Here is a 25,453-nt window from a genome sequence, read left to right on the forward strand (position 1 = left end):
GCAGGATGACGGTGTGAGGCTCTTCGTCGCCGTGAACCCGCCGGCCCGCGCCATTCAGGAACTCGCCGGGACGGCAGCCCACCTGCGCGAACTGCCCGGGGCGGACCGCCTGCGCTGGAGCGAGACGGCCGGATGGCACCTCACCCTGGCCTTCCTGGGGGACGTTCCGGCCGACGAAGTGCCTTCCCTGGAGTCGAAGTTGGCATCCGTCGCGGCCGAACACCCCGCCCTCCGGCTACGGCTGGCCGGCGGCGGGACATTCGGCGACCGGGTCCTCTGGTGCGGCGTCCAGGGCCAGACGGCCGCTCTCCGGCGGCTCGCCGGCGCCGTTCGTGACGCGCTCGACGTCACCGACGACCACCCCTTCCACCCGCACCTGACCCTGGCCCGCAGCCGTTACGGGGCGCGCGGGATGCGGGGGATGGCCGAGACCCTGGCGGACTTCAGGGGGGTGGAGTGGGAGGCCGGGCGGATCCACCTGATGCGCAGCGAGACCGGGTTCGGCCCGGCCCGCTACACGGTGATCGAGAGCTGGCGGGTGTGAAACCAGGGGCCCCACGCGCCCCTGTTTTCGCGCCCGCCTGCTGTCGCTCAGCCCAGGTCCGGAGCCTCCCGCAGCTCGACCCGGGACGGACTCGCCTGCCCAAGCTCCAGCAGGGTCAGCGTGTTGGCGCCCGCCCGGAGCAGCGGCTGCGGGCAGTAGAGGGTGACCTGCGGCCCCCGCCGGTCGTAGCGGCCGAGGAGGAAGCCGTTGACCCACAGGTAGCCGTGGTCGCCGTCGGGGACGGCGAGGAAGGTGTCGCCGGTGGCGTCGAGGTCGAGGGTGCCGCGGGCGAGGAGCTCGGGGCCGGGTTCGCCGGCGGCGTAGGCGGCGGCGGGCAGGGGGTCGAGGGCCAGCGGCTGTGCGTGCCAGCCGTGCAGGTACTGGCGTTCGTGGCGGACGCCGGTGATGCCCTTGGTCTCGCCGACCAGCGGGCCGTAGTTGACCCGGCCGAGCGATTCGACGAGCAGGGTGACCTGGTCGCCGCCGGTCGCGGTGACGGTCTCCGCGGCGACGCCGCGTTCGAGCGAGGCGGCGTGCTTGCCGGCCACCTTGAGGGCGGCCCGGTCGCGCAGGTTCTCGACGGTGAGCGGCTGGGCGTCGCTGATCGCGGGGACCGTCGTGGTGTAGCGGACCAGGCCCTGCTCCAGCCCGAGTTCCTCGAACAGCGGCGGCACGGGCGAGGCGACGGCGTCCCCGAACGGCAGCTCGGCGACCTCGGTGAGGTCGACCTCGCGTCCGCCCAGTACCGGCGCGGCGGCCGGAAGTTCGGCGACCCGGTCGTCCAGGTAGCGCACCAGCGAGGGGTTCTCGGCGGCGAAGTCGGCGATGACCTGCCGGAAGGCGTCGAACTTGGCGGCGGGCAGACCGCGTTCGTCGAGGGCGGCGTCGTAGTCGTAGGAGGTGGTGGTCGGCTGGTACGGGGAGTGCGTCCAGTCGGTGGAGTTGAACGGCGCGTCCTCGTGGTTGGCGCCGGCGGTGGTGCCGAAGTTGGTGCCGCCGTGGGCCATGTACAGGTTGACGGAGCCGCCGACGGCGAGGATGCGGCGCAGCGTGTCGGCGGCGTCGGCGGTGTCGCGGGTGTGGTGCGGCTTGGCCCAGTGGTCGAACCAGCCGTTCCAGAACTCCATGCAGAACGGCGGGTCCTCGGGGCGGTGGCGGTGCAGCGTCCCGAACGCGGTCTCCGGGTCGGAGCCGAAGTTGACGGTGGCCAGGATGCCGGGGACGGTGCCGCCGCCGAGCATGTGGTCCTCGGGGCCGTCGGAGGTGAACAGCGGGACGGTGATGCCGCGTTCGCGCAGGCCGTCGGCCAGGTGCTGGAGGTAGATCCGGTCGCTGCCGTGCGAGCCGTACTCGTTCTCGACCTGGACCATCAGCACGGTGCCGCCGGGCCGGCCCCACTGGCGTTCGACGACCTGCGGCAGCAGGGCGTCGAAGAAGGAGTCGACGGCGGCCAGGTACTCGGGGTCGCTGGTGCGGGCGCGGCGGCCGACCTTCGCGGTCAGCCAGCCGGGCAGACCGCCGTTGTCCCACTCGGCGCAGATGTACGGGCCGGGCCGGACGATCGTCCACAGGCCCTGGCGGTGCGCCTCGTCCAGGAACGCGCCGAGTTCGTCCAGACGTTCGAAGCGGCCGGGGGCGGGCTCGTGCAGGTTCCACGGCACGTACGTCTCGACGGTGTTCAGCCCCATCGCGCGCAGCGCGGCGAGGCGGGCGGGCCACTGCTCGGGGCGGGTGCGGAAGTAGTGCATCGCGCCGGACAGGATGCGCAGCGGGCTCCCGTCGAGGCGGAAACCGGTCGAGTCGTAGGTGAGCATGTGCCCCAGCCTGCTGGAAGGCACCGGCCCGGGCCATGGACAAAGCCGGACGGCGTGTTGGACTTGTCCGGGAAAACCCGCGGACGGAGGACGATGGAGCGCTGGTGGCACTACCTGACGCCCGGGCCGGCGCAGCTGGGCACCGGCCTGGCGTGCCTGGGCGTGGGCCTGCAGCGCGGGCGGCTGCCGGTGGTCGGGCCGCGGGTGCTGGACCACTGGGTGGCGGTGGTGGTCGGGTCGGGACGCGGCTGGTATGCGCTGCCGGGCGGCCGCCGGCTGCCGGTCGTGGCGCCCGCGGTGCTGTGGCTGCGGCCGGGGGTGCCGCACCACTACGGGCCGGACGGGGACGGCTGGGCGGAGTCCTTCGTGGACTTCACCGGCGCGGGCACCGCCGGGTACGCCGAGCTGGGGCTGCTGCCGGAGGCCGAGGTGGTGCCGCTGGACTCCGCGGAGGCCGCGCAGCGGGTGATCGCCCGGATCGCCGCGGTCTGCCGCCGGGGCGGTCCGACGGCGGGGACGGAGGCGTCGGCGGCGGTCCACGAGCTGCTGGTGGAGCTGCACCGGCACCGGGCCGATCTGGGCCCGGAGGGCGCGCCGGTGATGGAGGTGCTGCGCCGGGACGCCTGCCTGCCGCTGTCGGTGGCCGAGCACGCCCGGCGGGTCGGCATGGGCGTGGAGGAGCTGCGCCGCGCGGTGCGCGCCCAGGGCGCGACCAGCCCGAAGGAGTACCTGCTCACCGTCCGTCTGAACGAGGCCAAGCACCTATTGGCGGCCAGCGAGCTGCCCGTCGCCGCGGTGGCCCGCCGGGTCGGCTACCAGGACCCGGCGTACTTCACCCGGCTGTTCACCCGACGGGTCGGCGTCGCGCCGACGGTGTTCCGCCGGCGCGAGTACCGGGGCGGCGCCGTGGCGGCCGACGAGGGGCCGGAGCACGGGTAGCCCGGGCGACCGACTAGTCTCGAAGGGTGGACCCGAAGACCCGTATGCGGATCGTGACCGGCGCGTTCGTCCTGCTGCTCGCCGTAGTGATCGTCAGCGCCCTCGTGCAGAAGTAGCCCCCGGCTGTCCCGGCAAGGGGGCCGGTTCGCGGGCGGCCGCCCCGTGGGGCGGGGCGCGACGCGGGCGGGCCGAGCGTACGTCCGGCGGGACGACGAAGGCCCCGGTCCGCGGGACCGGGGCCTTCGGGTGACGGGTGTCAGGCGTTCAGGTGCTCGACCACGTAGTCGATCGCGCCGGTGAGCTTCTCGACGTCCGCCGGGTCGATCGCCGGGAACATCGCGATGCGCAGCTGGTTGCGGCCGAGCTTGCGGTACGGCTCGGTGTCCACGATGCCGTTGGCACGCAGTGCCTTGGCGACCGCGGCGGCGTCCACCGACTCGTCGAAGTCGATGGTGCCGACGACCTGCGAGCGCTCCTCCGCCTTGGCGACGAAGGGCTGCGCGTACGAGGACTTCTCGGCCCACGCGTACAGGATGGAGGACGACTCCGCGGTGCGGGCCACCGCCCAGTCCAGGCCGCCCTGGCGGTTCATCCACTCCAGCTGGTCGGCCAGCAGGAAGAGGGTGGAGATCGCCGGGGTGTTGTACGTCTGGTCCTTCGAGGAGTTGTCGATCGCGGTCGGCAGGTCGAAGAACGGCGGGATGTACCGGCCGGAGCCGGCGATCTCCGCGGCGCGCTCCAGGGCGGCCGGGGAGAAGGTGGCCAGCCACAGGCCGCCCTCGGAGGCGAAGGACTTCTGCGGGGCGAAGTAGTAGACGTCCGTCTCGCGGATGTCGACGGGCAGGCCGCCGGCACCGGAGGTGGCGTCGACCAGCACCAGCGAGCCGGCGTCCGCGCCCTCGGGGCGGCGGATCGGCATGGCGACACCGGTGGAGGTCTCGTTGTGGGTGAGCGCGTAGACGTCCACGCCCGCCTCGGCGACCGGCAGCGGGTGGGTGCCCGGCGCGGTCTTGATGACGGTCGGTTCGGCCAGCCACGGGGCGGCCTGCACGGACGAGGCGAACTTGGAGGAGAACTCGCCGAAGTTCAGGTGCTGCGACTTCTCGCGCACCAGCCCGAAGGCGGCGACGTCCCAGAACGCGGTGGAGCCGCCGTTGCCGAGCACGACCTGGTAGCCCTCGGGCAGCGAGAACAGCTCGGCGACGCCCTCGCGGACGCGCTTGACGATGTTCTTGACCGGTGCCTGACGGTGGGAGGTGCCCAGCAGGGAGGTTCCGGTGGCGGCGAGGGCACTCAGGGCCTCGGGGCGCACCTTGGAGGGGCCGCAGCCGAAGCGGCCGTCGTTGGGCAGATTGTCGGCGGGGATCTGAATCTGAGCCACACCCGCACCCTATCGCCCCGAATTGCCCGGCTGTACGGCCGTCCGGCCGCTGAGACGCGATCCTCGCGGCACCGGACAGCGCTCACCGGAGCGCGCGCTGCCCCTGGTCAGGGGCGGTGCGCGCGCCCGGCGGCGGTGTCAACGACGCTGACGGTCCGTCAGTTCTTCACCTGATCGGGTGTCAGCGGGCGATCTGGTCCCAGCCCTCGATCTCCTGCGGCGTGCGGGAGCCGGGGCCGATGTAGCGGGCGGCCGGGCGGACCAGTCGGCCGGTGCGCTTCTGCTCCAGGATGTGCGCCGACCAGCCGGCGGTGCGGGCGCAGGTGAACATCGAGGTGAACATGTGCGCGGGGACCTCGGCGAAGTCCAGCATGATGGCGGCCCAGAACTCGACGTTGGTGGCCAGCACGCGGTCGGGGCGGCGGTTGTGCAGCTCCTCCAGCGCGGCCTTCTCCAGCGCCTCGGCGATCTCGAAGCGCGGCGCGCCGAGCTCCTTGGCGGTGCGGCGCAGCACCCGGGCGCGCGGGTCCTCGGCGCGGTAGACGCGGTGGCCGAAGCCCATCAGGCGCTCGCCCTTGTCGAGGGCCTTCTTCACGTAGCCGGCGGCGTCGCCGGTGCGCTCGATCTCCTCGATCATGCCGAGGACCCGGGACGGGGCGCCGCCGTGCAGCGGGCCGGACATCGCGCCGACCGCGCCGGACAGCGCCGCGGCGACGTCCGCGCCGGTGGAGGCGATCACCCGGGCGGTGAAGGTGGAGGCGTTCATGCCGTGCTCGGCGGCGGACGTCCAGTAGGCGTCGACGGCCTTGACGTGCTTCGGGTCCGGCTCGCCGCGCCAGCGGATCATGAACCGCTCGACGATGGTCCCGGCCTTGTCGATCTCCCGCTGCGGGACCATCGGCAGGCCCTGGCCGCGGGCGGACTGGGCGACGTAGGACAGCGCCATCACGGCGGCCCGGGCGAGGTCGTCGCGGGCCTGCTCGGCGGAGATGTCCAGCAGCGGCTTGAGGCCCCAGACCGGGGCGAGCATGGCGAGCGCCGACTGCACGTCGACCCGGATGTCGCCGGAGTGGACCGGGATCGGGAACGGTTCGGCGGCGGGCAGGCCCGGGGCGAACTTGCCGTCCACCAGCAGGCCCCAGACGTGGCCGAAGGAGACCTGACCGACCAGGTCCTCGATGTCCACCCCGCGGTAGCGCAGTGCGCCGCCCTCGCGGTCGGGTTCGGCGATCTCGCTCTCGAAGGCGACGACACCCTCAAGGCCGGGTACGAAGTCCGACATGTAGAACGGCTCCTTCAGTGATCCGACGCGGCGTGCGGCCGTGGTGGGACGGCACGCCGGTGACCGATGGTGGTTGGCACTCGGTGTCAGAGTGTCAGGCACGGAGTGCATTGCGCCATACACCACGACGGTGATGTTTCCCCCACGGGCCGCTCGAACCCCTGTCGTCTCCGGCATCGTCGGCGGATATTCCGGGGTGCTCCGGTGAAAACCGGACGATTCCCCGGGCAGTGGGTCGGATTGCGGTGGCGCGCCACCATATCGCCGGGTGTTTGCGCGGACGCAGCGGCGTTCGGCGCTTGTCGTACGGGATGATGTTGGCGTGCCTACCGCGGAACGCCACAGCCACCCGAGCGCCCTGTCCACGCCGGCCGAGGAGCGGCCGATGCCGGACCTGACCGTGATGCGCAAGCATTACCAGCACGAGGGCCTGGCCGAGGACCAGTTGGCCGAGGACCCGTTCCGGCAGTTCGCCCGGTGGTTCCACGAGGCGGTCGAGGCGGGCGTGGTCGAACCCAACGCGATGGTGGTGTCCACCGCCGACGCCGAGGGCCTGCCGTCCTCGCGCACCGTGCTGCTCAAGGGCTACGACCCGCGCGGCTTCGTGTTCTTCACCAACTACGGCTCCCGCAAGGGCGCCGACCTGGCCGCCAACCCGAACGCCTCGCTGCTGTTCCCGTGGATCGGGCTGGCCCGCCAGGTGGTGATCGGCGGCCGGGTGGAGAAGGTCGGCCGGGACGAGACCGCCGCGTACTTCCGCACCCGCCCGCACGGCTCGCAGCTCGGCGCCTGGGCCAGCGAGCAGTCCAGCCCGGTGGCCGACCGCGCGGTGCTGGAGCAGCGCTACGCGGACCTGGCGGCCCGGTACCCGGAGGGCGAGGGGGTGCCGGTGCCGCCGTTCTGGGGCGGCTACCGGGTGGTCCCGCGCACCGTCGAGTTCTGGCAGGGCCGGGAGAACCGGCTGCACGACCGGCTGCGCTTCGTCGCCGAGGGCGACGGGTGGCGGGTGGAGCGGCTCTGCCCCTGAGCTGCCGCCCGGCCGACGTTGATCGTTTCTGATTGATCGTCAACTCACCGTCGCTCACGGAGAGTCAGGCCGACACGGATGGGTCAAGATTCAGATGTTTGGCTTCGGTCGAGAGGGGTACCGCGGGTAGGCTGCGACCAGGTGCCCCGGCACAGGACGCCGAGGCCCGTCTGGCGTCGAAAGGCGCAGAAACGAGTCATCATGGTCGCCGCCACCAAGCCCGCCGACAGCGCGCGCGTCGAGGAGTCCGCTCCTTCGCTGGCAGCTCTGGCCTCCCTCGGTACCGAAGAGCTCGTCGCCGAGCTCTCACGAGCCCTCCCGGGCGGTGAGTCCGGCCAGGTGGCCGTCGCCGCTTTCAACTCCTCCATCTGACCGGACGACCGAGCGCGATCGACGCGACGTCACCCCCGATTCCCGTGCCGCGCCCACTGGTGCCGTTCTCGCAGTTCGTGATCAAGATGCACGCCCGTTGTGATCTTGCCTGCGACCACTGCTACGTGTACGAACACGCCGACACCAGTTGGCGCGGCAAGGCCCGCGCCAGCGGCGAGGCGGTACTCGCCCGGACCGCCGACCGGATCGCCGAACACGCCCGCACCCACCGGCTCCCCGCCGTCCACGTGGTGCTGCACGGCGGCGAACCGCTGCTCGCCGGGCCCGCCCTGCTCGGCCGCGCCGCCGAACTGCTGCGCGCCGCACTGCCCGCCGACTGCGCCCTCGACCTGCGCATCCACACCAACGGCGTGCTGCTCTCCCCCCGCTTCCTCGACCTGTTCGCCGCCTACGGCATCAAGGTCGGCATCTCGCTGGACGGCGACCGGGCCGCCAACGACCGGCACCGCCGCTTCGCCGACGGCCGCAGCAGCCACGCCAAGGTGCTGGCCGCCGTCGAACTGCTGCGCGGCCCCGCCTACCGGCACCTGTACGCCGGGCTGCTGTGCACCGTCGACGTGGAGAACGACCCCGTCGCGGTGCTGGACGCGCTGGTCGCCCTGGAACCGCCCCGGGTGGACTTCCTGCTCCCGCACGCCACCTGGGACCAGCCGCCGAAACGCCCCGAAGCGCTCGGCGAAACGCCGTACGCCGACTGGCTGTTGGCGGTCTACCGGCGCTGGGAGGAGCTCGGCCGGCCGGTCCCGGTGCGGACCTTCGACTCGGTGCACCGCACGCTGCGCGGCCGCTCCAGCCTCACCGAGTCGCTCGGCCTCGACCCCGCCGACCTGGTGGTGGTGGAGACCGACGGCTCCTTCGAACAGGCCGACAGCCTGAAGACCGCCTACGACGGTGCCCCGGAGACCGGGTTCACGGTGTTCGAGCACACCCTGGACCAGGTCGCCGAGCACCCCGGCATGGTCGAACGACAGTCCGGGCTGGCCGGGCTCGCCGAGCAGTGCCGCGGCTGCCCCGTGGTCCGCTCGTGCGGCGGCGGCCTGTACGCCCACCGCTACCGGGGCGACGGCTCCGGCTTCCGCAATCCCTCCGTCTTCTGCGGTGACCTGATGCGACTGATCACCACCATCCGCGACCGGATGGCCCCCGCCGCCGTCGTCCCCGCGCAGGACGCGCCCGGGGCCGCGCTGACCGACGGTCAGCTCGACGAGCTCGCCGCCGGGTACGGCGGCCCCGACACCGTCCGCGCCCTGTCCCGGGCCCAACTCGCCCTCACCCGGCGGCTGGTGGCCGCTGTCGGCGGCGCCTCCCCGGCCTGGGGGCTGGTCACCTCGCTGGACGCCGGCGACGCCCCCGCGCTGGACGCGGTGCTCGCCCACCCGTACACCCGGGCCTGGGCGGTGCGCTGCCTGCGGGGCGAGGCCGGCGCCGACCTCGGCGGGTTGGCCGAGGTGGCCGCCGCCGCCGCGGTGCGGGCCGGGCGGGCCTTCGAACTGCCGGTGCCGGTGCGCGGCGGCGCCGTCCACCTGCCCACGCTCGGGCGGGTGCTGGTCGGCGGGGCGGGCGAGGCGGTGCTGACCGGCGACGCCGCGGGCTTCACGGTCGGCGGCCACCGGATCGGCCCGGACACCCCGGTCGGCGCGCACTGGCAGCCGGTGCGGCGCACCGCGCTGGCCGGCGGCTGGACGCCCGCGCTGGAGGACACCGACCCGCAGCGCGACAGCCACCAGTGGCCGGTCGCGGACCGGCTGCCGGACGCCGAGTACCTGGCCTGGGCCGGGGCGCTGCGCGAGGCCTGGGAGCTGATCGGCCGCGACCTGCCCGGGTACGCGCCCGGCATCCGGGCCGGCCTGTCCACCCTCACCCCGCTGCGGCCCGGCCCGGCCGGCCGCGACGTCTCGGCCGCCGCCCGGCAGGCCTTCGGCGCGGTCGGCATCGCCCGGCCGGCCACCGCCCCCACCCTCGCGCTGCTGATCGCGCACGAGTTCCAGCACGTCAAGCTGGGTGCGGTGTTGGACTTCCACGACCTGTACGACCGGAGCGACGGGCGGCTGTTCCACGCCCCGTGGCGGCCCGACCCGCGTCCGCTGGAGGGCCTGTTCCAGGGCACCTACGCGCACCTCGCGGTGACCGAGTTCTGGGCCACCCGGGTGCGGGCCTACGACGGGCTGCGCAACGGCCCCGCCCAGCACGCCCGGGTCCAACTGGCGACCTGGCGGGCGCACACCGCCGCGTCGATCAGCACCCTCGCCGACTCCGGGGCGCTCACCCCGCTCGGCGTCCGCTTCGCCGACCGGATGGCGGCCTCGGTCGAGCCGTGGCTCGCCGTTCCGGTCGGCGCGGCGGCCGAGACCGCGGCCCGCGAGTCCGCCGCCGAGAACCTCGCCCAGTGGCAGGCCCTGGCCGCCGCCACCGGCGGCGACCGGCCGGTGGCCTGAACCCGCCCCCTGCGGCCGACCACCGACGTGACGGTGGGTATCGAACCGGTGCCGGGCCGTCCGGTCGGGGGGAGGCGGCATTGACCCGTGGCTGTGGGAGGCCTCATGTACTCCGTTGCGGAACTCATCACGCACCTCGACAAGATCGGCGTCCGCCCCGGGGAGACGCTGCTGGTCCAGGCCTCGCTGCGGGCGATCGGCCCGGTCGCGGAGGGCGCATCCGGGGTGGTGGGGGCGCTCCGGGAGGCGCTCGGGGCGGACGGCACGCTGGTCGTGTACACCGCTACACCCGAGAACTCCCGCACCTCCTCCTACTACCGGGCCGCGACCGCCGGCCTCACCCCCGCCGAGCTGCGCAAATACCATGCGACGATGCCCGCCTGGGACGCCGCCGCCACCCCCGCCTCGCCCACCATGGGCCACCTCGCCGAGGAGGTGCGGCTGCTGCCCGGGGCGCTGCGCAGTCGGCACCCGCAGACCTCCTTCACCGCGATCGGCCCGCGCGCCCGGCAGCTGACGGAGCGTCACCAGTTGCGCAGCCATCTCGGCGAGGAGTCGCCCGCCGGGCGGCTCTACCGGGGCGGCGCCCGGTGCCTGATGATCGGCGTCCCGGTGTGGTGCTGCACCCCGCTCCACCTGCTCGAGTACTGGCAGCCGGACCGGCAGCCGCAGCAGTACCGGTGCGTGGTGCGCACCCCGGGCGGCGCGCGGCGCTGGCGGAGCTTCACCGGCGTCCGACTGCGGGACGAGCACTTCCCGGCGATGGGCGAGGTGCTGGCCGGCGGGCTCGGCGACGCGCTGGAGTCCGGGCCGCTCGGCGACGCGCACTGCTACCTGATGGGGATCCGCGAAGCAGTCGATCTCGCGGACAAGTGGTTCAGGAGCAGCCGGAGTTGACGGGCCGTCGGATCAAGGCCCTATTCCATTCCGGCGGCAGCCGTTCCTACACTTGAGTCCCTTTCGGGAACAGGTGACAGGCGGGCTCGGGGGAGGCGCGTGTGAACAGCCCAGCGGGCCGGGGGAAGGAAGCACCGAGGCCGTACTTCTTCCTCAGTTACGCGCACACCCCGAGAGTGAACTCCCGGGGCGCGGCGGACCCCAACCTCTGGGTGGCGAAGCTGTACCAGGACCTGTGCGAGGCGATACTCCAGATCACCGACGTGCCCGCCGGACATCCGATCGGCTTCATGGACCGCTCCATGCACCAGGGGCAGAAGTGGGCCGAGCGGCTGTCGCGGGAGCTGGCGAGCTGCCGGGTGTTCGTGCCGCTGTACTCGCCGCGGTACTTCAAGTCCGAGGCGTGCGGCCGGGAGTGGCACCTGTTCACCCGGCGCTCGGTCTACCAGCGCCGCCCCACGGCGGAGCGGATGACCGGGATAGTGCCGGCGCTGTGGGTGCCGATGGACCACTACCCGCTGCCCCGGGTGGCCGGTGAACTCCAGTTCAGCCACGAGAGTTTCGGCGACGACTACGCCGCCGAGGGGCTGTACGCGCTGATGAAGATCAACACGTTCAGCTCGCAGTACCAGACGGCGGTGTGGCGGCTCGCCCAGCGGATCGTGGACGTCGCCGAACAGACCGTCATCCCGGCCGGCCAGGTCTTCGACTTCGAGTCCCAGCCGTCCGCGTTCGACCAGCCGGACGTCGCCGACAAGGTCCGGATCTCGGTGTTCTCCTACAACCAGCCCGAACTGCCGCCGCAGCGCAGCGGCGCCTGGTACGGCGACCTGCGCACCGACTGGCAGCCGTTCCGGCCCGACTCCACCCGACCGCTCGCCCAGGACGCCGCCGACGTCGCCCGGAACATGGGATTCCAGCCCACCGTAAGGGAGTTCGAGGAAGAGGCGGAACATCTGCTGACCGGCGAACGCCCGTCCGCGCCGTGCGTGCTGCTGGTCGACCGGTGGGCGTTCCTGGACGGGCGGCGGGTCGAGGCGGTGCGCCGGCTCGACCGGCGCAACCTCGGCTCGGTGGCCATCATCGAGCCCTGGAACCGCGAGGACCAACAGAGCCGCGACCACGAACGGATGCTCAACGAACTCGGCGACAGCGTGCTGGCCGTCAGCCGCGGCGCCCTGCAGAAACCCAGCCTCCGCGACGACGCCGCGGCCGGCGCCCCCGGCAGCATGGAGGAGTTCCGGGTCGAGATGGAACGCGCCGTCATGCGCGCCTGCACCGCCCACGAACAGCACCACCGCGAACGTCCCGACGAGGGACCGACGGACCGCAGACCCAGTATCGGACCTTAGGGTCCGTCTTCAACCCTGGGCCCGCCCCCGTCGCACGGGAGCGGGCAGACCAGCAGGACGCCGGACGGTCGGGACTCCGTCCGGCGGCACGGCGTGCGGGAACACGACGGGCACCAAGGGCCCGGAGGAGGGAACGTCATGACCGAGAGGCCGGCGAAGGGCCCGCAGATCCAGGCGCGCCGCCGCGACGCCACCGTGGAGAACCGCCACGGACGGATCGTCACCTTCTACTCCTACAAGGGCGGCACCGGCCGCACCATGGCGCTGGCCAACACCGCCTGGATCCTGGCCGCCAACGGCTACCGGGTCCTGGTCGTCGACTGGGACCTCGAAGCCCCCGGCCTGAGCCAGTTCTTCCGGCCGTTCCTCAACCCCGAGATCGTCGGCGCCACCACCGGCATCATGGACCTGTTCGCCGACTACCTGGAAGAGGCCCGCCGCCCGGTCGACCGCGACCCCGACTGGATCGAGGACTTCGCCCGGATCCACCCGCACGCCCTCTCCCTCGCCTGGCCGCACTTCCCCGGCGGCGGCCGGATCGACCTGGTCCCGGCCGGCCAGCAGAACCGCGACTACTCCGTCGCCCGACTCGACTGGGACCTGCTCTACGAGCGCTACCAGGGCCGGCGCTTCATCCAGTCGCTGCGCGCCGACATGAAGCGCCGCTACGACTACGTGCTGATCGACAGCCGCACCGGACTCACCGACACCGCCGACATCTGCACCGTCGAAATGCCCGACGACCTGGTGGTCTGCTTCACCCTCAGCGACCAGTCCATCGACGGCGCCTCCCGGATCGCCCGGGTCATCGAGGACCGCTACGGCGACCGCGACATCCGGATCCTGCCCGTCCCGATGCGCATCGACGAGGGCGAGAAGGAGAAGGCCGACGCCGGCCGGGCGCTCGCCCGGATCAAGTTCGGCGGCCTGCCCGCCGGCTTCGGCGAACCCGACCTGGCCCGCTACTGGGCCGGCGTGGAGATCCCCTACCGGCCGTTCTACGCGTACGAGGAGATCCTCTCCCCGTTCGGCGACCAGCCCGGCCTGCCCGGCTCCATGCTCGCCGCCAACGAACGCCTCACCCGGGAGATCACCCAGGGCCGGGTCGCCGGACTCCCGCCGATGCCCGAGGACCTGCGGCTGCGCCACCTCGACGGCTTCGCCCGCCGCCGCCCCACCGCCCCCGCCGACCTGTACCTCAGCTACGTGCCCGAGGACCGCGCCTGGGCGGACTGGATCTCCGCGCTGCTCACCGACGCCGGCTACCGCGTGGTGCCGCGCGACCTCGGGGCCGGCGCCAACCCGCGCGAGGCCACCGGCCGCGGCATCGACTCCGCGTACCGCACCGTCGCCCTGCTGTCCGCCGCCTACCTGCAGTCCCCGCAGGCCCAGGCGCTGTGGGACCGCACCGTGCTCGCCGACCCGGCCGGCGCCCGCCGCCAGCTCATCCCCGTCCGGGTCTCCGACGTGCGCCTCAACGCCCCCTACAACAGCCGCAACCCGGTCGACCTGATCGGCCGCGACGAACAGGCCGCCGCCACCGTCCTGCTGCGCGCCCTCGGCCGCACCGAGACCGACCTGCCGGACCGCACCCCCGGCGCGCCCCGCTTCCCCGGCACCAAGCCCACCTACTGGGAAGTCCCGCAGCGCAACCACTCGTTCACCGGACGGGTCAAGGTCCTCGACGACCTGCGGGCCCAACTGGCCGGCGGCACCACCGCCGTGCTGCCGCCGCCGCAGACCCTGTACGGCCTCGGCGGCGTCGGCAAGACCCAGGTCGCGCTGGAGTACGCGCACCGCTACATGTCGCACTACGACCTGGTCTGGTGGATCGACGCCGAGCAGAGCGAGAACGTCGCCGTCGGCCTCGCCGAACTCGCCGGACGGCTCGGCCTGCGCGTCGGCGAGAACGTCAACGAGGCCGCCCAGTCCGCCCGTGACGCGCTCCGCCAGGGCCTGCCCACCCCCAACTGGCTGCTGATCTTCGACAACGCCGACGAGCCGGGCGAGATCCGCCGGTTCTTCCCCGACGGCCCCGGCCACATCCTGGTCACCTCCCGCAACCAGGGCTGGTCCGGGCAGGCCGGCGTGCTCAACGTCGACGTCTTCGACCGCACCGAGTCCGTCGACCACCTCACCCGCCGGGTCCGCGGCCTGACCCGCGCCGACGCCGACCGGGTCGCCGAAGCCGTCGGCGACCTGCCGCTCGCCGTCGAGGTCGCCGCCGCCTGGCTGGAGACCACCCGCACCCCCGTCGAGACCTACGTCAACCAGCTCAAGGCCGAGGCCACCAAGGTGCTCGCCGCCGGCGAGACCCCCGTCGACTACCCCACCCCCGTCGGCCTGACCTGGAACGTCTCCATCACCCGGCTGCGCGAACAGTCCCCCGCCGCCGTCCGGCTGCTCGAACTGTGCGCGTTCTTCGCCCCCGAGCCGATCTCGCTCAAGCAGTTCTTCTTCTCCGAGCAGATGCGCCTCGCGCTCTACCCCTACGACGAGGAACTCACCGACACCTTCCTGCTCGGCAAGGTGCTGCGCGCCGTCAGCCGCTACGCCCTGGCCAAGACCGACGCCGGCTCCGACTCCTTCCAGGTCCACCGGCTGGTCCAGGCCGTCGTCCGCAGCGGCATGGACGAAGCCGAACGCAACACCGCGATGCACCAGGTCCATCGCATCCTGGTCAACGCCCGACCGTCCCGCGGCGACACCGACGACCCCGCCAACTGGCCCACCCTGGAGACCATCTGGCCGCACCTCACGCCGTCCCGGGCCCAGGACTGCGACGAGAAGGACGTCCGCGAGATGCTCATCGACCGCGTCCGCTACCTGTGGAAGCGCGTCGACCTCGACCAGGCCCTCCAGCTCGGCCGCCAGCTCGACACCAGCTGGACCGAGCGCGCCGACGCCGAGACCGACCCCGGCGAGCAGCGCCTGTGGCGGCGCCAGATCTACAGCCTGCGCTTCCAGGTCGCCAACGTGCTGCGCTCCCAGGGCTTCTACAACGACTCCCTGGCACTCAACCAGCAGACCCTGGACGGCCAGCGCGAACTCCTCGGCGAACACCACCCGTACGCGCTGATGACCGCCAACTCGATGGCCGCCGACCTGCGCTACCTCAACCGCTTCCAGGAAGCCCTGGTCCTCGACCAGGACACCTACAACCAGTTCATCGAACTCTTCGGCGAGGACGACCCGCGCACCCTCTCCGTCGCCAACAACCTCGCCATCGACCACCGCCTGGTCGGCAACAGCGTCGCCGCCCGCGACCTCGACCAGGACACCGTCGAACGCCGCTCCGCCGTCCTCGGCGCCCGCCACCCCTACACCCTCAGCTCCAAGTCCAACCTGGCCCGCGACCTGCGCGAAATGGGCGACTACAAGGGCTCCGCGGAACTGCTCCGCGAAGTCACCGAGACCTTCGCCGCGGTCGACGCCTCCGGCCTGCCCGAGGAACTCCGCAACGCCAAGTCGCTCGCCGTCTCGCTGCGCCGCGCCGGCCAGTACGCCGAGGCCCGCGAACTCACCGAACGCACCTACGAACGCTACGTCGACCTGTACGGCCCCGAATTCCCCGACGCACTCGCCTGCCGGCTCAACCTCGCCGCGGACTTCAGCGCCGCCGGCGACAAGGAGACCGCCCGCGACATCGCCACCGACGCCTACGAGGGCCACCGGCGGCTGCTCGGCGACGAACACCCCTTCACCTTCGCCTGCGAGAACAACCTCGGCATCTACCTGCGCGGCTCCGGCGACACCGACGGCGCCGTCCAGCACGGCCGCTCCGCCGTCGACGGACTCACCCGGGTGCTCGGCCGCGACCACCCCTTCACCCTCAACGCCGTCATCAACCTCGCCAACGCGCTCGCCGAGAACCGGCAGCTCGACGAGGCCGAGACGCTCGGCCGCAGCGCGTACGACGGCCTCGCCGCCAGGTACGGGGCCACCCACCCCGACACCCTGATCTGCCAGGCCAACCTCGCCGTCACCCTCCGCGCATCCGGCCGCCGCAGCGAGGCGGAGAGCCTGCGCATGCAGGCGGTCGCGGCCCTCGTCGAACTCTTCGGCGAGGAACACCCGTCCGTCGTCGCCGCCCGCAGCTGGCAGCGCAGCAACCGCGACCTGGAGCCGCAGCCGCTGTAGGCAGATGGGGACGGAGAAAGGGGCGCGTGGGGGCACGTCCCAGCCCTGGCGGGCCGGGAGGTGCCCCTACGCGCCCCTGCTTTCGCACCCTTGCAGCTCTAGCTGTTCGCGACCCAGCGGATCGCGTCCGTCATCTCCTTCAGCGACCCGAAGTGCGCCGCCCCCGGTTCCAGGTACAGCTGCGCGGTGGGGATGTGGTCGGCGAGCCAGGCGGAGTGGTCGACGGGGGAGAACTTGTCGTCCGCGCCGTGCCAGATGCGGACCGGGACGCGGATGGTGTCGACGGCGAAGCCCCAGTCGGCGATGAAGGCGAGGACGTCGTCGATCCAGCCGTCGGCGCCGTAGCGGAAGGCCTGGCGGTACGTGGACTGGAGCATCCGGCGGATGCCGATGTCGGCGACCACGGTGCGGTCCGGCGGGGTGAGTTCGGGGACCAGGTTGCGGATCAGCTGGGCGGGGTCGCGGCGGATCACCCGGGAGCGGACCTGGAACGGGCCGGCGATCCGGGGCTGTCCCAACTCGGCCTGGCGGAAGGCGCGTTCGTTGGAGGGGGTCATGCCGGCGAACCAGTCGAGGCCGTCCGCGTCGCGGGGGGCGAGGCAGACCTGGGTGGCGGCCCTGACCACCCGGTCGGGGAGCAGCGCGGCGCAGGCGAGCGCGTGCGGGCCGCCGCCCGAGCGGCCGACCACGGCGAAGCGGTCGAGGCCGAGGGCGTCGGCGATGGTGGTGACGTCGTCGGCGGCGTTGCGGACCCGGCGGCCGGGCAGCCGGGTGGAGTCGCCGTAGCCGGGACGGTCGAAGGAGATCAGCCGGACCCGCATCCGGGCCAGGACGGCGCTGCGGGGGGCGGGGCCGACCCGGCTGCCGGGAGTGCCGTGGAGCAGGAACACCGGCCTGCCGGACGGGTCTCCGGACGTCTCCACCGCGAGGATGCCCCCGTCCGGTGTGTCGATCCTTCGGGTGGCCACGCGGCGCCTCCAGGTCAGCTGCTGGGGATGTCCAGGCTGCGCACCTCGCGGCGCGCCTGCCAGGTGGTGTGCTCCCGGGAGATGGCGTCCTCGGCGTCCCGGGCGAGTCGGGCCCAGTTCTCCTCGGCGTCCGGGGCGGACAGGTCGACGGCCGCCAACTGGGCCTCGACCTTGGAGAGCTCGGCGGCGGCGAGGGTGTAGGCGGCGGCCTGCGGGCGGTACTGGCGGAGCTGTGCCCAGGCCGAGATGGAGGCGGCGACGGCGGAGATCGCGCCGAGCGCGTCGAAGGTGAACTCGCCGAGCGCGCGCAGGACCGCCAGCAGCAGGCCGGCGGAGGGCAGCACGATGGCGAGCCGGCCGACCCGGCGGGTGGCGTTGCGGCACTGGACGGCCTTGGCCTGGTACCACTCGCGCTGGCTGTGCACCCGCTCGCGCAGGTAGATCTCGCGGCGGACCGGCAGCGGCTGGTCGCGCAGCCGTTCCATGCTCTCGGTGATCTGCGGGTGGCGGGCCGGGGCGCGCCAGCCGCGGAGTTCCTCGGCGAGCCCCGGGGTGAGCCGCTCGGTGTCGAACTCGCCGAGGATGTCGGTGAGCTGGATGCCGTACAGGCGTTCGGCGTCGGGGAGTTTGCGGGGCGGCGGCTGGTAGGAGTCGGCGCGCACCGCGTACTTCCACACCAGGGTCTTGACGGACTCGGCGACCGCCCGGCCGTCGTACCAGAGCCGCTGCGGGTTCTGCCAGGCCACGGTGACGGCGATGAACAGCGCGCCGAGGTAGGCGACGGCGGCCAGCCAGGCGTACAGCGGGCCGTCGGCGGAGCCCGCGAAGGCCGCGCCGACCAGCAGCAGCAGTTCCCACCGGGACAGCGCCACGGCCCGGGTCTGCCCCTGCAGGGACGCGCCGTCGGCGACCCAGAACAGCCGCGGCAGCAGGTCCTGCTCCCGTACGAAGCCGATCGAACGCTCCGCTCCAGTTGCCATGTCTGCCCCCGCAGCGCCGTCTCACCGGTCTCGGGAGTCCTTCCCTGCGCCGGTCGAACTTACGCGACCGGCACCGGAGTTGGCCGAATGGGCGGGGTTGCGCCGGGGGCGCGGAGCGGTTACCAGGCGTAGAAGATGCGGTCCGCGTTGTCGGCGATCACCTTGTTGTTCCACTCGGTGCCGCCGTCCACGTTCCCGGAGCGGAACAGCGGCGGGGTGATGCCGCGGTCGGCGAGCTTGGCGGTGGCGGAGGCCATCACGGACTGCATCAGCGCGCTGGTCACGATGGTGGAGACCGAACCGAACGGGGCGCCCGTGCCGGGGTGGTCGAGCTCGCCGTCGCCGGGGGCGATCTTGCTGTCCAGCACCAGGTCGCAGTTGTCCTTGAGGTAGGTGCCGGAGGGGTGGTTGGAGCTCACCGCGGCCGGATACGCCAGCGAGGTCACGCCGATCACCGTCATGCCGCGGTCGCGGGCGTGCCGGGCGAGCTCGACCGGCATCACCTGGCGGCCGGACAGCGAGATCAGGAACAGCAGGTCGCCGCTGCGCGCGGGCGTCAGGTCGAGGGTGGTGGTGGCCAGCCCGGAGACCCGCTCCAGCGCACTGCCCAGGTGTGCGGGCATCACGTTCACGCCGGTCATTCCGGGCACGTTCAGCAGGTTCATCACCACCAGGCCGCCGGCCCGGTAGACCACGTCCTGGGCGGCCAGCGAGGAGTGCCCGGCGCCGAAGGCGAAGATCCGCCGGCCGTGCTCGACCGCGTCGGCCAGCAACTCGGCCGCGGCGTCGATGTTCTCGCCCTCCTCGGCGCGGATCCGCTCCAGGTGGGCCACAGCGGCGTCCAGGTACCGGCCGACCAGTTCGGTCATCACGTGCTCCGTCCGAGCGCGGGCGGTCCGGTGGCCCCGGGCCGCGGTGGGGGAAGGCTACGGCGTGCACGGTGGACCCTGCCGCGCCCGGCTGTCAACCGTCGCGCGGGCGCCCGGTGGCCCTCGGCGGCCCGGGCACAACCATGGAGCGCATCCGGTTGTCACCTCCGTACGTCAGAATTGGCGGTGAGGACACCGAAGAACGGAGCCAGGGGCGATGTCAGGGCTTATCGACACCACTGAGATGTACCTCCGCACCATCCTGGAGCTGGAGGAGGAGGGCATCACCCCGATGCGCGCCCGGATCGCCGAGCGGCTGGAGCAGTCCGGCCCGACGGTGAGCCAGACGGTGGGCCGGATGGAGCGCGACGGCCTGCTCCAGGTCGCCGAGGACCGGCACCTCGAACTCACCGAGGACGGCCGCCGCCTGGCGGTGCGGGTGATGCGCAAGCACCGCATCGCCGAGTGCCTGCTGGTGGACGTGATCGGCCTGGAGTGGGAGCAGGTCCACGAGGAGGCCTGCCGCTGGGAGCACGTGATGAGCGAGACGGTCGAGCGCAAGGTGCTCGCCATGCTCGGCCACCCCACCCAGTCCCCGTACGGCAACCCGATCCCGGGCCTGGACGAGCTCGGCGACACCAAGGCCGAGGGCGAGGGCTACGACGCCGGGCTGGTGACGCTGGAGTCGGTGGCCCGCAAGGACGGCGCGGACGTGGTGGTGCGGCGGATCGGCGAGCCGATCCAGACCGACGGCGAGCTGATGCGCACCCTGCGCCGCGCGGGCGTCCGCCCCGGCGCGACGGTGCGGGTCGCCCCGGGGGCGGGCGGCGTGGTGGTCGGCACCGGCGACGGCGCGGCCGAGCTCGGCAAGGAGATCGCCGCGCACGTGTTCGTCGCCCAGCCGTAGCCGACCGCGGCCCGCCCGCGGGCCGGAACGCGCTTCGGGGCCCGGTGTCCCCGCACCGGGCCCCTCGCGTTCCCCCGACTCCCCTCCGATCCCTCCCCGATCCCCCGCCGTCCCTCCCTGATCTCCCCCTCGCCGCCGCGTTCGGCTTCCCCGACCGAACGCCCTCCCGGCAGCCCCCCACGCTCTCGGCCGCCCGCTCCTTCCGCTTCCACCGACCCCGTGCCGACGCTGAGGATGATCCCCTCGGCAACCACGGCCAATCCTTGAGCGCCGTCACCCGATCGAGGGGCTTGTCCTGCTGACCTGCGGGTATGACGACTCGTTTCCGGAAGATCACGCTCCGCACGGTCGGCGGGGCGTCAATGCGCGGCGGCGGCGGTCTCCCGCTGCACGAGGCGCGGGGCCGAGGGGTCGCGCCGGCAGGCGTACGCCAGCGGACCGAACACCTCCTCCGCGTCCGGCAGCCACCGGTTCAGCAGGGTCGGCGGCCGGGCCCACAGCGCGGTGGCGTGCCCGCCGAACCGGGACGGCGGCGCCACCGCCCAGTCGCCCTCGCCGCGCGCCACCAGGTCCAGCATTCCCGGGACGCAGCCGATCTGCCGCAGCAGCTCGGGCAGCTTGGCGACCGCGCCGGGGAGCACCAGGAAGTGCAGCCGCCGCCCGCGGCGCCCCTGGGCGGCCGGCGCGGACAGCACCGGGCCGAGCAGCATCCCCATCCGCTCCATCCGGGCCAGCGCCAGGCAGCCCGCCACCTCCGGCACGTCCAGCACGTCGAACGCCCGACCGGTGGGCAGCAGGATCGACGCCTCCGGGCGCTCCGTCCACCACTCGCGCACCACCGCCGACCCCACGCTGGCGAGCAGCCCCCAGTCCTCGCCGACGGGGTGTGCGCCGGGGAGCGCACACCCCGGATCGCCGCAGGAGCAGCAGACGGCGGCGCCGTCGCCGTCGAGCAGCCAGGTTCCTGGGACCACTTCCCAGTGGCGTTCCTCGGCACAGCGGACGGCCTCGGCCAGCAGCGATGTCGGATCGGGTTCGGGGGCTTGGGCGGCGTTGTCCACGTGTAGCACAACTACCGTCCGTGAGTGGGGTTACGGGCCGCCGCCGAACAATTCGAACGGGGCGCACGTTGTCACCCGGGACGGTGATCCTGGTCGGAACCCCCCGTCGCATGAGGGGCGGTAACGGGCGCAGAGGGGGCGCACAGGGGCATTCATCAGGGCGCGTGGGGAGTGGGTACGTCACCGTGGGTATTCCGCATGGTGTTGCACAGTCGTCGCCCTCCGGTCGGGTCCGGACGGCGTTGGGGAGGCGGAAAAATCCCATGGCCGCGAGACCACTCGTCGCACGAGAGCCGAACGAGCGTCTGCAGCAGCTGATCCAGGAGGCGGGCTGCTCCAATGCGGGCCTGGCCCGCCGGGTCAACCTCTGCGGAGCCGAGCACGGACTCGACCTGCGATACGACAAGACGTCCGTCGCCCGCTGGCTGCGCGGGCAACAACCACGCGGGCAGGCGCCCGCCGTCATCGCCGAGGCCCTCGGCCGCAAGCTCGGCCGCGGCGTCACCGTGGACGAGATCGGCATGGCCGACGGCAAGAGCCTCAGCTCCGCCGTCGGACTCCAGTTCGCGCCCAGCCTGGCCACCGCGCTGGAGCAGATCTGCGAACTGTGGCGCAGCGACGTCGGCAAGCGCGACTTCCTGGCCGGCACCACCGTCGCCGCCTCGGCCCTGGTCGAACCCAGCCGGGACTGGCTGATCACCCCGCCGGACCCGGTGGTCGCCCGCACCGGCGGCACCCGGGTCGGCCTCGCCGACGTGGCGGCGATCCGCGCCACCACCCAGATGCTGGTCGACCTCGACCACCGGTTCGGCAGCGGCCACGTCCGCCCCGTCGTGGTGCACTACCTGAACAGCGTGGTCTCCGGCTTCCTCGGCGGCTCCTACCGGGACGAGACGGGCCGTCAACTCTTCGGCGCGGTCGCCCGGCTGACCGAGCTCGCCGGCTACATGGCGGTCGACACCGGCCAGCCCGGCCTGGCCCAGCGCTACTACATCCAGGCGCTGCGGCTCGCCCAGGCCGCCGACGACCGCGGCTACGGCGGCTACGTGCTGGCCGCCTCGATGAGCCACCTCGCCGCGACCCTCGGCAACCCCCGGGAGATCGCCCAACTCGCCCGCGCCGCCCAGGAGGGCGCCCGCACGGTGGCCACCCCCACCGCGATGGCGATGTTCTACGCCGCCGAGGCCCGCGGCCACGCCCTGCTCGGCGACACGTACGCCTGCGAGGCGGTGGCGGCGAAGGCGCTCGCCGCGATGGAGCGCCGCAACCCCGTCGACGACCCGGACTGGATCGTGCACTTCGACGAGGCCTACCTGGCCGACGAACTGGCGCACTGTCACCGCGACCTCCAGCAGGGCGAGCGGGCCGAGCACTACGCCCGCACCGCGCTCGACCTGCACCCCGCCCACCGGGTCCGCCGGCGCGCCGTCGACCTGGTGCTGCTCGCCACCGCCCAGCTCCAGCAGCGCGACCTCGAACGCGCCTGCGAGACCGGCACCGAGGCGGTCCGGCTGCTCAGCGGGCTGCGCTCGAACCGCGGCGTGGAGTACCTGGACGACTTCCGCAGCAGGCTGGAGCCGTACCGGGGCCACCGGGCGGTGCGGGAGTTCCACGCCCGGATGGACGGGGAGGCCGCGTAGCAGTCGGCCCCGGCCGGGAACGGCCGGGGCGGACGGGGCGGGGCGGGCGTTCGTGAAGCAATAGCACAGAACAGCGGCCCGCGTAGTCACCTGTGCCGGTGAACCGGTAGCGTGGCCTCGCAGTTGTGGTCCGTCGTCAGCAACCCCGACGGGGCAACCGAAAGGCCCGGGATCCCGGTGCCGTGCACAGGTGAGGTAATCGCGTTGAGCCAGCGCCGCTCGTATCCGAACTCCGGCGACTTCAATCTGGACGACCTGTTCCGGCCGGAGCCCACGGACGGTCAGGGCGTCCCGTCGCCCGCCGCCGCGCAGCCCCCGTACGCCCAGCCGCAACCGCCTGTTCCGCAACAGCAGTCCGCGCCGCCGCTGGGGAACAGCGGCAGCCCCGAGTACTGGGGCGCGCCGCCGCAGGCCGCCCAGGCCCCCGCCGCGGTGCCCCCGGAGGACGCCGGGGCCACCCAGTACCTGCCGCCCTACCCGACCGGTGACCCGATGGCCGGCAACGGGATCGCCGCCGCGCCCACCCAGGTCGGATTCCCGCAACAGGGCTACCCCGGACAGACGTTCGGCGGTCAGCAGCAGTACCCGGCGCCCGCCCCGGCGCAGCCGAGCTACGGGGGCGCGTACGGCGCCGTCCCGCCCCAACAGCCCTACCAGCCCGCGCCGGAGCCCGCGTTCGGCGGGTCCGCGAACGACAACGGCGGCCGCAGGCCCAACACCAAGGTCCTGATCGGCGCGGGCGTGGCCGGTGTCGCGGTGATCGCGGTCCTGATCGGCGTGCTTGCCGGCGGCGGCGACACGTCCAAGGACCAGGCCAAGAACAAGCCTTCGAGCAGCCAGCAGGCGTCCGCCCCGGCCGGCGGCACCGACGCCGGCGCGGTCAGCCCGGAGATGAAGGCGCAGGCCCAGGCGATGTCCGACCTGCTCGGCACCGCGAGTTCGAGCCGCAGCTCGGTCGTCAACGCCGTCTCCGCCGTCGGCAAGTGCCAGGGCCTGCCGGACGCGCAGGCCGCGCTGACCGCGGCGGCCGCGCAGCGGCAGGACCTGCTGAAGAAGCTCGGCGACCTGAAGGTGGATCAGCTCACCGACGGCGGCAAGCTGGTGGAGCAGCTGCAGAAGGCCTGGCAGGCGTCCTCCAACGCCGACTCCGAATACGCCCTGTGGGCCGGGGACATGGTCGCGGGGTGCGACGCGGGCAAGGCGAAGGACAACGACCACTACCGCAACGGGAACACCGCGAGCGGCACCGCGACGTCGGCGAAGGAGCAGGCGGCGGGGCTGTGGGGGGCGATCGCTTCGAAGACGGGCCTGCCGAACAAGGGCGCGAGCGAGCTGTGACCGCGTGACGGCCCGCCGGGGCGCGGCCGCCTGCGGGTCGTGCGGCCGCCGGCTCCCGCGCCTGCGACGGTTCAGCCCGCCAGGATCGTGCGGACGTCCGTGAAGCCCGGGTGCTGTTCGGTGAGGCGGCCGTTCTGGACCTGCTGGAAGGTGACGGAGGTGTTCACCAGGCGGGGGGAGTCGGCGGTGGGGAGCATGTTGGTGACGCCCCAGCTGAGCGGCGGGGTGGTGCCGGCGGTGTCGATGGGGTCGCCGCTGTCGAGGACGGTCTGCAGGGCCTTCGCGGTGATCGGCCGGGACGGGTCGATGCGGCCGGCGGCCTGGCGCAGGACGGTGTAGGCGACCCAGGTGGTCTGGACGCCGGGGTCGGAGACGTCGATGGTGTCGCCGTTGGCGTAGGTGCGGACGGTGGAGCGCAGGTTGTCCCAGACGGGGGAGCTCTCGGCGGGGAACCAGCCGGTGGCGTACGCCCCGCGCAGCGGGCCGTTGTCGCCGCCGGTGGAGTCGACCACGGACTGCTGGAACGAGCCGATGACCGAGGCGAGTTGGGTGTTCTTCGGGGTGGCGCGGCGGTAGGGGTCGAGCAGGTTGCCGGTGGGTTCGGCGCCGAGGGCGGAGAGCACGCAGTTGCCGGGGCGGTCGTCGCCGATGGCCCGTCGGGTGACGGGGGAGTAGTCGGCGGACTTCTCGGGGGCCTTGATGTCGGTGACCTTGATGCCGGTCTGCTTGACGGCGGTGCCGAGGTAGCTGACCAGGGCGTCGCCGGCCCGGCTGTCGGGGCGGATCAGGGAGATCTGCTTGCAGCCGGCCTCGATCAGCTGGCGTCCGCTGCCCGCGACCAGGGCGGGGGTGCCGCCGTTGACGGGGTAGGAGAGCGGGCTGCTGAACTCGGGGGTGGAGAGGCCGTAGCCGCCGATGAACGGGATGCCGGCCGCCTCCAGGACGGGGATGAAGTTGCTGCCGTACTGGCTGGCGGAGCCGACCACGGCGACGGCGCGGGCGCCGACGGCCTGGTCGGCGCAGGCGGTGGCGCCGTCGGTGGTGTCGTGCTCGTTGCAGGTGAGGATGCGGACCTTGCGGCCGTTCAGGCCGCCGTGCGCGTTCAGCTCGCGGCCGATGGCTTCGGCGAGGGCGGTCATGCCGGGCCGGTCGGCGGTGCCGGTGCCGGCCGGGGCGAAGGTCATCACGGTGACGTCGCGGGCCGTGGAGTCGGCGGCGGCTGGCCCGCCGCAGGCGGTGGCGGAGAGCAGCGCGGGCAGTGCCAGGCCGGCGGCGAGGGCGGCGGTGGCGCGGCGGCCGCTGACGGCGGGTGACGGGTGGGGGGTTCCGGTCCGCGGCATGGTGCTCTGTTCCTCCCTGGACACTGCGGGTGTGACCCGTGCTTCGTTGCGCAGGTTCGGCGGGTCAAGGGTGGTCGGGGCCGCACACGGCGAGAGGGACTCGATGTGAACGGACCGGCAACGGGGGAGGAACTCCGGGTGCGGGA

19 protein-coding genes are annotated in these 25,453 nt (G+C 73.2%); 11 read left to right on the top strand and 8 right to left on the bottom strand.

Annotated features, from left to right (window positions below):
* The first annotated feature begins 13 nt into the window (after positions 1 to 13).
* Positions 14 to 544 carry an RNA 2',3'-cyclic phosphodiesterase gene (gene thpR, locus ACIQF6_RS10090; protein ID WP_400892501.1) on the top strand — a complete coding sequence of 177 codons (531 nt, stop codon included), beginning with the start codon at positions 14 to 16 and terminating at the stop codon, positions 542 to 544.
* Positions 545 to 591: 47 nt separating this feature from the next.
* Here the strand turns inward: thpR and ACIQF6_RS10095 are convergent, their stop codons facing one another.
* Positions 592 to 2,358 (bottom strand): beta-galactosidase family protein, encoded by a 1,767-nt coding sequence (locus ACIQF6_RS10095; RefSeq protein WP_400892503.1) that lies wholly within the window; start codon positions 2,356 to 2,358, stop codon positions 592 to 594.
* 93 nt (positions 2,359 to 2,451) lie between these two features.
* Between ACIQF6_RS10095 and ACIQF6_RS10100 the strand changes: the two genes are divergently transcribed.
* Positions 2,452 to 3,297, top strand: coding sequence for an AraC family transcriptional regulator (locus tag ACIQF6_RS10100; RefSeq protein WP_400892505.1), 846 nt, complete (start codon positions 2,452 to 2,454; stop codon positions 3,295 to 3,297).
* A gap of 256 nt (positions 3,298 to 3,553) precedes the next feature.
* Here the strand turns inward: ACIQF6_RS10100 and serC are convergent, their stop codons facing one another.
* Together serC and ACIQF6_RS10110 are read right to left on the bottom strand one after the other, a co-directional pair.
* Complete coding sequence (serC, locus tag ACIQF6_RS10105) at positions 3,554 to 4,678, bottom strand: phosphoserine transaminase (protein ID WP_400892507.1); 1,125 nt, start codon at positions 4,676 to 4,678, stop codon at positions 3,554 to 3,556.
* Positions 4,679 to 4,859: 181 nt separating this feature from the next.
* Positions 4,860 to 5,960, bottom strand: coding sequence for a citrate synthase 2 (locus tag ACIQF6_RS10110; protein WP_400892509.1), 1,101 nt, complete (start codon positions 5,958 to 5,960; stop codon positions 4,860 to 4,862).
* 403 nt (positions 5,961 to 6,363) lie between these two features.
* On the opposite strand from ACIQF6_RS10110, the gene pdxH reads away from it, so the two are divergent.
* The 6 genes from pdxH to fxsT all read left to right on the top strand — a co-directional run bounded on the left by pdxH (position 6,364) and on the right by fxsT (position 16,204).
* Positions 6,364 to 6,987 (top strand): pyridoxamine 5'-phosphate oxidase, encoded by a 624-nt coding sequence (gene pdxH / locus ACIQF6_RS10115; RefSeq protein ID WP_400893873.1) that lies wholly within the window; start codon positions 6,364 to 6,366, stop codon positions 6,985 to 6,987.
* Positions 6,988 to 7,188: 201 nt separating this feature from the next.
* Positions 7,189 to 7,359 carry a hypothetical protein gene (locus tag ACIQF6_RS10120; protein WP_400892511.1) on the top strand — a complete coding sequence of 57 codons (171 nt, stop codon included), beginning with the start codon at positions 7,189 to 7,191 and terminating at the stop codon, positions 7,357 to 7,359.
* Between the two features lie 44 nt (positions 7,360 to 7,403).
* On the top strand, positions 7,404 to 9,815 hold the full coding sequence (locus ACIQF6_RS10125) for an FxsB family cyclophane-forming radical SAM/SPASM peptide maturase (RefSeq protein WP_400892513.1): 2,412 nt from the start codon (positions 7,404 to 7,406) through the stop codon (positions 9,813 to 9,815).
* A gap of 105 nt (positions 9,816 to 9,920) precedes the next feature.
* A complete protein-coding gene (locus ACIQF6_RS10130) occupies positions 9,921 to 10,712 on the top strand; it encodes an aminoglycoside N(3)-acetyltransferase (RefSeq protein WP_400892516.1) in 792 nt (263 codons plus the stop codon).
* 101 nt (positions 10,713 to 10,813) lie between these two features.
* Positions 10,814 to 12,064 (top strand): TIR-like protein FxsC, encoded by a 1,251-nt coding sequence (locus ACIQF6_RS10135; RefSeq protein WP_400892518.1) that lies wholly within the window; start codon positions 10,814 to 10,816, stop codon positions 12,062 to 12,064.
* Positions 12,065 to 12,202: 138 nt separating this feature from the next.
* Positions 12,203 to 16,204, top strand: a complete 4,002-nt coding sequence (gene fxsT / locus ACIQF6_RS10140) for an FxSxx-COOH system tetratricopeptide repeat protein (protein WP_400892520.1) — start codon at positions 12,203 to 12,205, stop codon at positions 16,202 to 16,204.
* Between the two features lie 98 nt (positions 16,205 to 16,302).
* On the opposite strand, the gene ACIQF6_RS10145 is transcribed toward fxsT, so the two are convergent.
* The 3 genes from ACIQF6_RS10145 to ACIQF6_RS10155 form a co-directional block, all read right to left on the bottom strand.
* Positions 16,303 to 17,172 carry an alpha/beta fold hydrolase gene (locus tag ACIQF6_RS10145; protein ID WP_400892522.1) on the bottom strand — a complete coding sequence of 290 codons (870 nt, stop codon included), beginning with the start codon at positions 17,170 to 17,172 and terminating at the stop codon, positions 16,303 to 16,305.
* A gap of 14 nt (positions 17,173 to 17,186) precedes the next feature.
* Positions 17,187 to 18,152, bottom strand: a complete 966-nt coding sequence (locus tag ACIQF6_RS10150) for a DUF4231 domain-containing protein (protein WP_400892524.1) — start codon at positions 18,150 to 18,152, stop codon at positions 17,187 to 17,189.
* A 119-nt stretch (positions 18,153 to 18,271) separates the two neighbouring features.
* A complete protein-coding gene (locus ACIQF6_RS10155; protein WP_400892526.1) occupies positions 18,272 to 19,021 on the bottom strand; it encodes a sugar isomerase domain-containing protein in 750 nt (249 codons plus the stop codon).
* A gap of 217 nt (positions 19,022 to 19,238) precedes the next feature.
* Here ACIQF6_RS10155 and ACIQF6_RS10160 point away from each other — a divergent pair, with 217 nt between their 5' ends.
* Positions 19,239 to 19,928: a metal-dependent transcriptional regulator gene (locus tag ACIQF6_RS10160; protein ID WP_400892528.1), complete on the top strand. Its 690-nt coding sequence runs from the start codon at positions 19,239 to 19,241 to the stop codon at positions 19,926 to 19,928.
* A 359-nt stretch (positions 19,929 to 20,287) separates the two neighbouring features.
* Here ACIQF6_RS10160 and ACIQF6_RS10165 read toward each other — a convergent pair whose 3' ends face one another.
* Positions 20,288 to 20,998 (bottom strand): bifunctional DNA primase/polymerase, encoded by a 711-nt coding sequence (locus ACIQF6_RS10165; RefSeq protein ID WP_400892530.1) that lies wholly within the window; start codon positions 20,996 to 20,998, stop codon positions 20,288 to 20,290.
* 254 nt (positions 20,999 to 21,252) lie between these two features.
* Between ACIQF6_RS10165 and ACIQF6_RS10170 the strand changes: the two genes are divergently transcribed.
* Both ACIQF6_RS10170 and ACIQF6_RS10175 read left to right on the top strand, forming a co-directional pair.
* Positions 21,253 to 22,629 carry a transcriptional regulator gene (locus tag ACIQF6_RS10170; protein WP_400892533.1) on the top strand — a complete coding sequence of 459 codons (1,377 nt, stop codon included), beginning with the start codon at positions 21,253 to 21,255 and terminating at the stop codon, positions 22,627 to 22,629.
* A gap of 204 nt (positions 22,630 to 22,833) precedes the next feature.
* The gene (locus ACIQF6_RS10175) at positions 22,834 to 23,967 is read left to right on the top strand and encodes a hypothetical protein (protein WP_400892535.1); all 1,134 of its coding nucleotides are present in this window, start codon (positions 22,834 to 22,836) and stop codon (positions 23,965 to 23,967) included.
* Between the two features lie 71 nt (positions 23,968 to 24,038).
* Here ACIQF6_RS10175 and ACIQF6_RS10180 read toward each other — a convergent pair whose 3' ends face one another.
* On the bottom strand, positions 24,039 to 25,307 hold the full coding sequence (locus ACIQF6_RS10180) for an ABC transporter substrate-binding protein (protein ID WP_400892538.1): 1,269 nt from the start codon (positions 25,305 to 25,307) through the stop codon (positions 24,039 to 24,041).
* Between the last annotated feature and the right edge of the window lie 146 nt (positions 25,308 to 25,453).

Origin of the sequence: Kitasatospora sp. NPDC092948 (genome assembly GCF_044754805.1) — a bacterium.
Taxonomy (GTDB): Bacteria; Actinomycetota; Actinomycetes; order Streptomycetales; family Streptomycetaceae; genus Kitasatospora.